This is a genomic window from Acinetobacter sp. B51(2017) (assembly GCF_003711395.1).
GTDB lineage: Bacteria > Pseudomonadota > Gammaproteobacteria > Pseudomonadales > Moraxellaceae > Acinetobacter.
Genome location: NZ_PJRJ01000059.1, coordinates 1 through 5,646 on the forward strand (window position 1 = coordinate 1; position 5,646 = coordinate 5,646).

Here is a 5,646-nt window from a genome sequence, read left to right on the forward strand (position 1 = left end):
AGATTTAGGCGACCCGAAAAAAGACATGAAAGACCTCAAAGACAGCCCAATTTCAGACAAAGAAATTAAACAGGGGATTGAGAGCTTTAAGGCTGATTTTGACAGCTTCAAACAGCTTGCCTTAGAGCAGTACAAAGAACAGCAGAAATTAGAACGAGAGCAACAGAAAACCATGAGTTATAAGGGGATGAGCCGATGACACCTGATGAAAAAAAGCTATATGCACTAATGGCAGTTGCAGAACAACAGCAGAACCTCGTCAATCAGGCTGTTAAAGAGCTTCAAATCACCGAAGAACGCATTCAAAAGATCATTGCAGGGCAAACCCATAGCACCGTATCAAAATCGCTAAATACGGGCTTACAGGAGGGTACAGCGGAGCTTATCAAGACAGCTAAGGCACTTGGACGCTTGAATAACTCTATTGATTCTGTGATTCATCAATGGTCATGGAAGTTAATTGCCATTGTCTTAGGTGCTTTTGCCATTTTGATGTTGGCAATGACTTGGTTGTTCGTGTTTTACATCAAACCTTTAGGCAATATTCCGCAGATCGAGAGCCTAAGACAGCAGGGAATCCAGTTTGATATTGGAAGCTGTAAAGTTGATGGAGAATCTAAAACTTGCGTTCGAGTGATGAAAAAGCAATGTGGATATGGAAAAAATGGCGATTTTTGTGTGATAGACCCTAAATAAATTAAAAATCTTGACCTAAGTAAGATCAAGATATGAGTTGGGGTATGTGAAAGTTAATCAAAATAGTTACTTGTAAACAGGAGGTTCATCTTCCTGACATGATTGAATTAATGCTTTAGTAGTTGGAGTGATAGCTGTTTTTGAAGGGTATAGTGCTACATAGTTTTTAGGAACCCAAGAATAAATAGCTATATATCGACACTTATCTTGAAATGAAAGCTTTAGATTCTTTTGTTCTAGATATTGGGTATCGAAGCTTTTTTTAGCTGCTTCTAAAGATTTTGATTCGAAATTACAGCCTCTTTGATTTAGGCTAACATCTTTAAGCTGGCGGTGTGCAAATGTTCTATTATCGTTTCTATCATTGAGAACGGTATTTTCAAAGTCTCCTGAAAAATTAACAGAAGATGCACCGTCATCATTGTGTACGTCTACTTTAAAAATAGGAGAAAATAGTACAATCTGATCTTGTCGAACAGGCTGATAATTAGCACCTCCATTTCCAACAAGAGTTGTAGTGCAATAGACATAACGAATATCTTTTGCATAGGCTTCGGTTATTCCAAAAATAGAAGCTAATGGAATAATGATTTTGAAAAGAGATTTAATCATCAGTTTTCCCTTGATGTACTTAATATCTGTAAGTCCATATAATATAAACTATTTATATATGGAACAAAGTTTATCTAAACCTAGTTTCAAAGCTAAGGCAACTAAAGCTATTGCCCAGTTTCCTGATATCCCTAAAGCTGCTATTACAGCATCTATAAGCTCTTTTTCTCCAATCTTTGGATTGTTTTTATATATTGTACATATTACAAATCTAACTTTAGGCCAGATTTTTCGTAAACTATTTCGCATTGGTGCAACAGGTAGAGACAATTTTGCTTTGTAAAGTAGCTCAGTTGTAACTTTCTCACCTAAACTTTCATCAATACCGAGACTACAAAGGTCTTCAAGACTGATATCAACATCAATTGCATTATCAGCTTCCATAAGTTTGTACAGGTCTTCTGTATTTAGTTTTAATATTTCATCAATATTGTTAGACATTTTGTTAATCCTATTTTTGTATTATGTTTAATAAATAGTCTGATTTAAAGATAAAGTCAATTTACTAGGTAAAATATAGAGTTATGCCACTGATTGAGTATTACGGTTTGTTATTTGAATGGCATGATCCAAAAATGGAATTAGTCTACAGAGGGCGCGAAATTACGTTCGAGGAGGTTTGTAGTATTTTCCTTGATCCTGCATTGATGTCTTTTGATGATGTAGGACACTATGATGAACAACGGCTAATATCAGTTGGTTTAAGCAATCGTGGTAGACTACTAACAGTGGTTTGGGTTGAACGTGAAGATGTTGCTAGAATCATTACAGCATTTGAACCATCACATCACCAAAAGCGGAGGTACAGCAATGCAAAATGAATTAGAGCGCTATAAAAATTTTGATCCTACCAATGCCCAATTGGTTAAACCTAGTTTTGTGAAAAAATTACAGGAACGTCACGCCATCGCTCAAGCAAAGGCTTTTGATGCTGATGTGGTGACATGGTTAAGTTCACAAGATAATGAAACAAAACAACATATTAATGAAATGGTTCGCCATATTATGGCATTGAAACGTGCTTGATTATGGCTTTAGTCATTATGAAATATGACTTTTCTTACTTGTTTTAATGTTTGATTGATCAAAGAAAAAGCCCATTTAGTATTGAAACTAAATGGGCTTTCGCTTTATATTCAGCGGTACGCAGTTATTTGATGTTCGAACCATCGAATAACGAAGATCATAAGGTTTGGCGACCGTTATGATTTCACACTAAGGCTTGTACCTGAACTCTATTTTCACAATAAACAGTGTTTAGATCAAGACTCAAAATGAAAAGTCTTCGTTAATACGTGTTTTTATTCATCAAATAAGCATCATAGATCGAGCTTTGCCTGCTCCTGCGTGTCCGTTTTACGGGTTGGCATGCGTTGCATGTGGAGGGAATAAGTGTCACTGGTGCAACGTAGCGATAGTCGAAAGGCTAAACCGCTACAGGGGAATCTCACAAAAGCGGAGCGTTAAGAGTAGTTGTATAGGTTGGTTAAGTTGCATGTTGGGGAAACCCTCGCAGAGATACCGCCATACTTCGACAGGGAGCGCGTGGGAGAAGGTGCAAGACCTTTAGTCCTTGTCTGCATAGTCAGCAAAGCTATGTGCGGATACGACCGATATACGTGGCTCCGAAGCCAAAAGAATATGCGGTAAATCGGCAATACTTAAAGGATGTGTCATTTTTTTAAATGACAGCCTTTAGGGAGAGTATTGCCGAAACTCTCTCAACCGTTTCCAAAGCCAAAGCACAAAGTGCGACGCTTTGGAAACGGTTGAGAAGTTGAGAGCATTTCTTTTTATGGGGATTTGGTGAAGCTATTTCCTACAAAATACATTCTGCTTAGGCTATTCGCCAATATCAAATAGATAGCTACGAATAACGTCATAAGTGATCTCAGCAGATTTCACTTGTTCATTTAGAAAATCACTATTTATTTTAGGGTATTGGTCAGTCAATGCTTGTGACAGTAATTTTGAGAATTTCTCAGGTTCAAGTTTAGTACCATTTTTTATGAATATTCTATGCAAAGCTTTATGAAATCTTTCCGTATCAAGAAAATGATTTGTATGCCATGTGCTAGGTTTTATCCAAATGTTAATACATTCTTTAAAGTCTTGAAGTTCCATTGAATTTCTCTTTAATTTTCAAAATTACATTAATCTATTTATTATTTTCGATTTCAAACATTTGTTTTAATCTTAATTCATATTGTGCTTTTTTAGATTCATAGATTTGCTTAAAAACCCATATAGTTCCAGCAATTGCACCGATCTGTAAACCTATTCTTAGATATGTTCCCAGATCACTATAAACATGTTCAAAAGCCTTATAAATTAGCCCTGTAAGTACCATAATTAATGTTAAGCCACCTATCCAACAATTTGATGTTAAGCGGTCATCATATGATGGCTCTACTTGCTTAATAAATAAATAAACCTTGTTAGCTATAAAACCTGCTAAGAATATGACTATTACTCCTAAATCGCTGTCTAAAGGTAACTCCATATAGTCAGCAGAATAGGATGCAATGATCATAAATAAGATAAAAAAGGCTATTGCGAAAGCCCAAGACAATTTAGTTCTCATAATTTCAATAAATAGACTTTAAACAATTAAATAATAACTAATTATTTTGTTTTTTACTTTGACTGCGTTCATTTAAAGTTTCTTGTCCTAAATCCTTCCAAATTTGCCATTTCATATCATTTGGGTCGATTTCAGCAGTTTTAAGCAGAATACCAAGTAATTCGGCTGGGTCACGCTGATCTAGGTTAGCAATTTCAAAAAGTGCGCCTAATTGAATAAGGTGCCGTGTACGAGCTTTTCTTTCTGCTTCCTTTTCTGCATTCAATAATTTTCTAACCGCTACTTTTTGCTTATTTGCTCGATCAATGGCTTTTTCAGCTTTAATCAGGGCATTCAGTTTTTTTTCTTGATCGGGTGTACGGTATTGGATTTTTGCTAATTCCAATAAAAGTTTTTGAGCATCACTTGGATTTTTTAAAGCAGAAATATAGGTGATTTTTTCAGACAGCCAATCATTATTCATATTCAATTCCATTAATTCAGATACCGCAAAAGTACAGGCTCAATACTCAAAGAACGATAACAAAATATTTACGTTCGAGTAACGTAATTTTGTTAAAGTCGTTCTAGAGATTGTCGCCTGTACTTCCATCAAAAGTTTGATGGCGCGCTTAGACGTTTCTCAATTTCATTGAGAAACCTAAGCACGTTAGGGACTTCATCCCTAAAACCCTGAAACTTCTTTTTTCATTCAATTTTCAATTGAACGAAAAAAGAAGTACCAAAGCTAGGAGCAAAAGCATGCAACTAAAACAGGTATTGGGAAAAATCAAAGATATTAGTTTTGGCGTCATCGCAGCACCGCTACTTATCATCATTATGATGTGGGCTTCGATACTTGATCAAAGAGCATTTAAGAAAGAACGTGACTGAAAAAAGGAACAGGATAAGATCTAATGGCGATTGCTCGTTTAAGTGTCAAAGTCGGTAAGGTAGGCAAAGCAGCACCGCATGCCGAATATATTGATCGGGATGAAGAAAAGAAGCTGAAACAGGAGCAGGCAGAAACCGACCTTGAACATAGTGCCTATGGGAATATGCCGAAATGGGCTGAACATAATCCGATGACCTTTTGGCAGTCTGCCGACCTTTACGAGCGTAAAAACGGTAGTACCTATCGAGAATATGAAATCGCCCTGCCGAGAGAGATGAATGCCGAGCAACGCCTAGAACTGGTTGAGGACTTCATTCAGTCTGAAATTGGCTCAAAATATCCGTATCAGTTTGCAATTCATAACCCTAAAGCAATGGACGGCAACGATCAGCCCCACGTTCACCTCATGTTTAATGAACGTCTGCAAGATGGAATCGAACGAGATCCAGAGCAGTATTTCAAACGCTATAACAGCAAAAATCCTGAACGTGGCGGAGCTAAAAAAGATAATACAGGTAAGAGCTACCAGGAACGAAAAACCGATATTAAAGACCTACGCCAAAGGTGGGCAGATTTATGCAACAGCCATTTAGAAAAACACCAAATTGACAGCCGCATTGATATGCGAAGCTACAAAGAGCAAGGCATAGAGAAAGAACCTGAAAAAAAACTGTTACCAAGCCAAGCCAAAGACCCTGAAATCAGGGAAGCCCTACAACAGTCACGAACAGCCTATAAAGAGCTTGAACGCCTAGATTTAGGCGACCCGAAAAAAGACATGAAAGACCTCAAAGACAGCCCAATTTCAGACAAAGAAATTAAACAGGGGATTGAGAGCTTTAAGGCTGATTTTGACAGCTTCAAACAGCTTGCCTTAGAG

10 protein-coding genes and 1 pseudogene are annotated in these 5,646 nt (G+C 37.0%); 6 read left to right on the top strand and 5 right to left on the bottom strand.

What is annotated here, in order from left to right; all coding sequences use genetic code 11:
* A pseudogene (locus CYK47_RS14745) lies at nucleotides 1-199 on the top strand (MobA/MobL family protein); the annotation flags it as partial.
* Nucleotides 196-696 (top strand): hypothetical protein, encoded by a 501-nt coding sequence (locus CYK47_RS14750; protein ID WP_122902539.1) that lies wholly within the window; start codon nucleotides 196-198, stop codon nucleotides 694-696. The pseudogene CYK47_RS14745 and the gene CYK47_RS14750, both read left to right, overlap by 4 nt.
* Nucleotides 697-762: 66 nt before the next feature.
* On the opposite strand, the gene CYK47_RS14755 is transcribed toward CYK47_RS14750, so the two are convergent.
* Both CYK47_RS14755 and CYK47_RS14760 read right to left on the bottom strand, forming a co-directional pair.
* Complete coding sequence (locus tag CYK47_RS14755) at nucleotides 763-1,308, bottom strand: hypothetical protein (protein WP_122902540.1); 546 nt, start codon at nucleotides 1,306-1,308, stop codon at nucleotides 763-765.
* A 48-nt stretch (nucleotides 1,309-1,356) separates the two neighbouring features.
* The gene (locus CYK47_RS14760; protein ID WP_122902541.1) at nucleotides 1,357-1,749 is read right to left on the bottom strand and encodes a hypothetical protein; all 393 of its coding nucleotides are present in this window, start codon (nucleotides 1,747-1,749) and stop codon (nucleotides 1,357-1,359) included.
* Nucleotides 1,750-1,832: 83 nt separating this feature from the next.
* Between CYK47_RS14760 and CYK47_RS14765 the strand changes: the two genes are divergently transcribed.
* Together CYK47_RS14765 and CYK47_RS14770 are read left to right on the top strand one after the other, a co-directional pair.
* Entirely contained in the window at nucleotides 1,833-2,129 is a 297-nt protein-coding gene (locus tag CYK47_RS14765; protein WP_122902542.1) for a BrnT family toxin, read from the top strand.
* Nucleotides 2,119-2,334, top strand: coding sequence for a hypothetical protein (locus tag CYK47_RS14770; protein ID WP_122902543.1), 216 nt, complete (start codon nucleotides 2,119-2,121; stop codon nucleotides 2,332-2,334). Before CYK47_RS14765 ends, CYK47_RS14770 begins: the two co-directional genes overlap by 11 nt.
* An 816-nt stretch (nucleotides 2,335-3,150) precedes the next feature.
* On the opposite strand, the gene CYK47_RS14775 is transcribed toward CYK47_RS14770, so the two are convergent.
* The 3 genes from CYK47_RS14775 to CYK47_RS14785 are packed head-to-tail and all read right to left on the bottom strand — an operon-like array spanning nucleotide 3,151 to nucleotide 4,355.
* Nucleotides 3,151-3,432: a hypothetical protein gene (locus CYK47_RS14775; protein ID WP_122902544.1), complete on the bottom strand. Its 282-nt coding sequence runs from the start codon at nucleotides 3,430-3,432 to the stop codon at nucleotides 3,151-3,153.
* A 34-nt stretch (nucleotides 3,433-3,466) separates the two neighbouring features.
* Nucleotides 3,467-3,880 carry a hypothetical protein gene (locus CYK47_RS14780; protein ID WP_162900319.1) on the bottom strand — a complete coding sequence of 138 codons (414 nt, stop codon included), beginning with the start codon at nucleotides 3,878-3,880 and terminating at the stop codon, nucleotides 3,467-3,469.
* A gap of 49 nt (nucleotides 3,881-3,929) precedes the next feature.
* Entirely contained in the window at nucleotides 3,930-4,355 is a 426-nt protein-coding gene (locus tag CYK47_RS14785; protein ID WP_122902545.1) for a conjugal transfer protein TraD, read from the bottom strand.
* Between the two features lie 278 nt (nucleotides 4,356-4,633).
* On the opposite strand from CYK47_RS14785, the gene CYK47_RS15810 reads away from it, so the two are divergent.
* Both CYK47_RS15810 and CYK47_RS14790 read left to right on the top strand, forming a co-directional pair.
* The gene (locus tag CYK47_RS15810) at nucleotides 4,634-4,765 is read left to right on the top strand and encodes a hypothetical protein (RefSeq protein ID WP_286206926.1); all 132 of its coding nucleotides are present in this window, start codon (nucleotides 4,634-4,636) and stop codon (nucleotides 4,763-4,765) included.
* Between the two features lie 23 nt (nucleotides 4,766-4,788).
* Nucleotides 4,789-5,646 (top strand): MobA/MobL family protein (locus CYK47_RS14790; protein WP_122902546.1); only part of this gene is annotated, 858 nt, incomplete at its 3' end.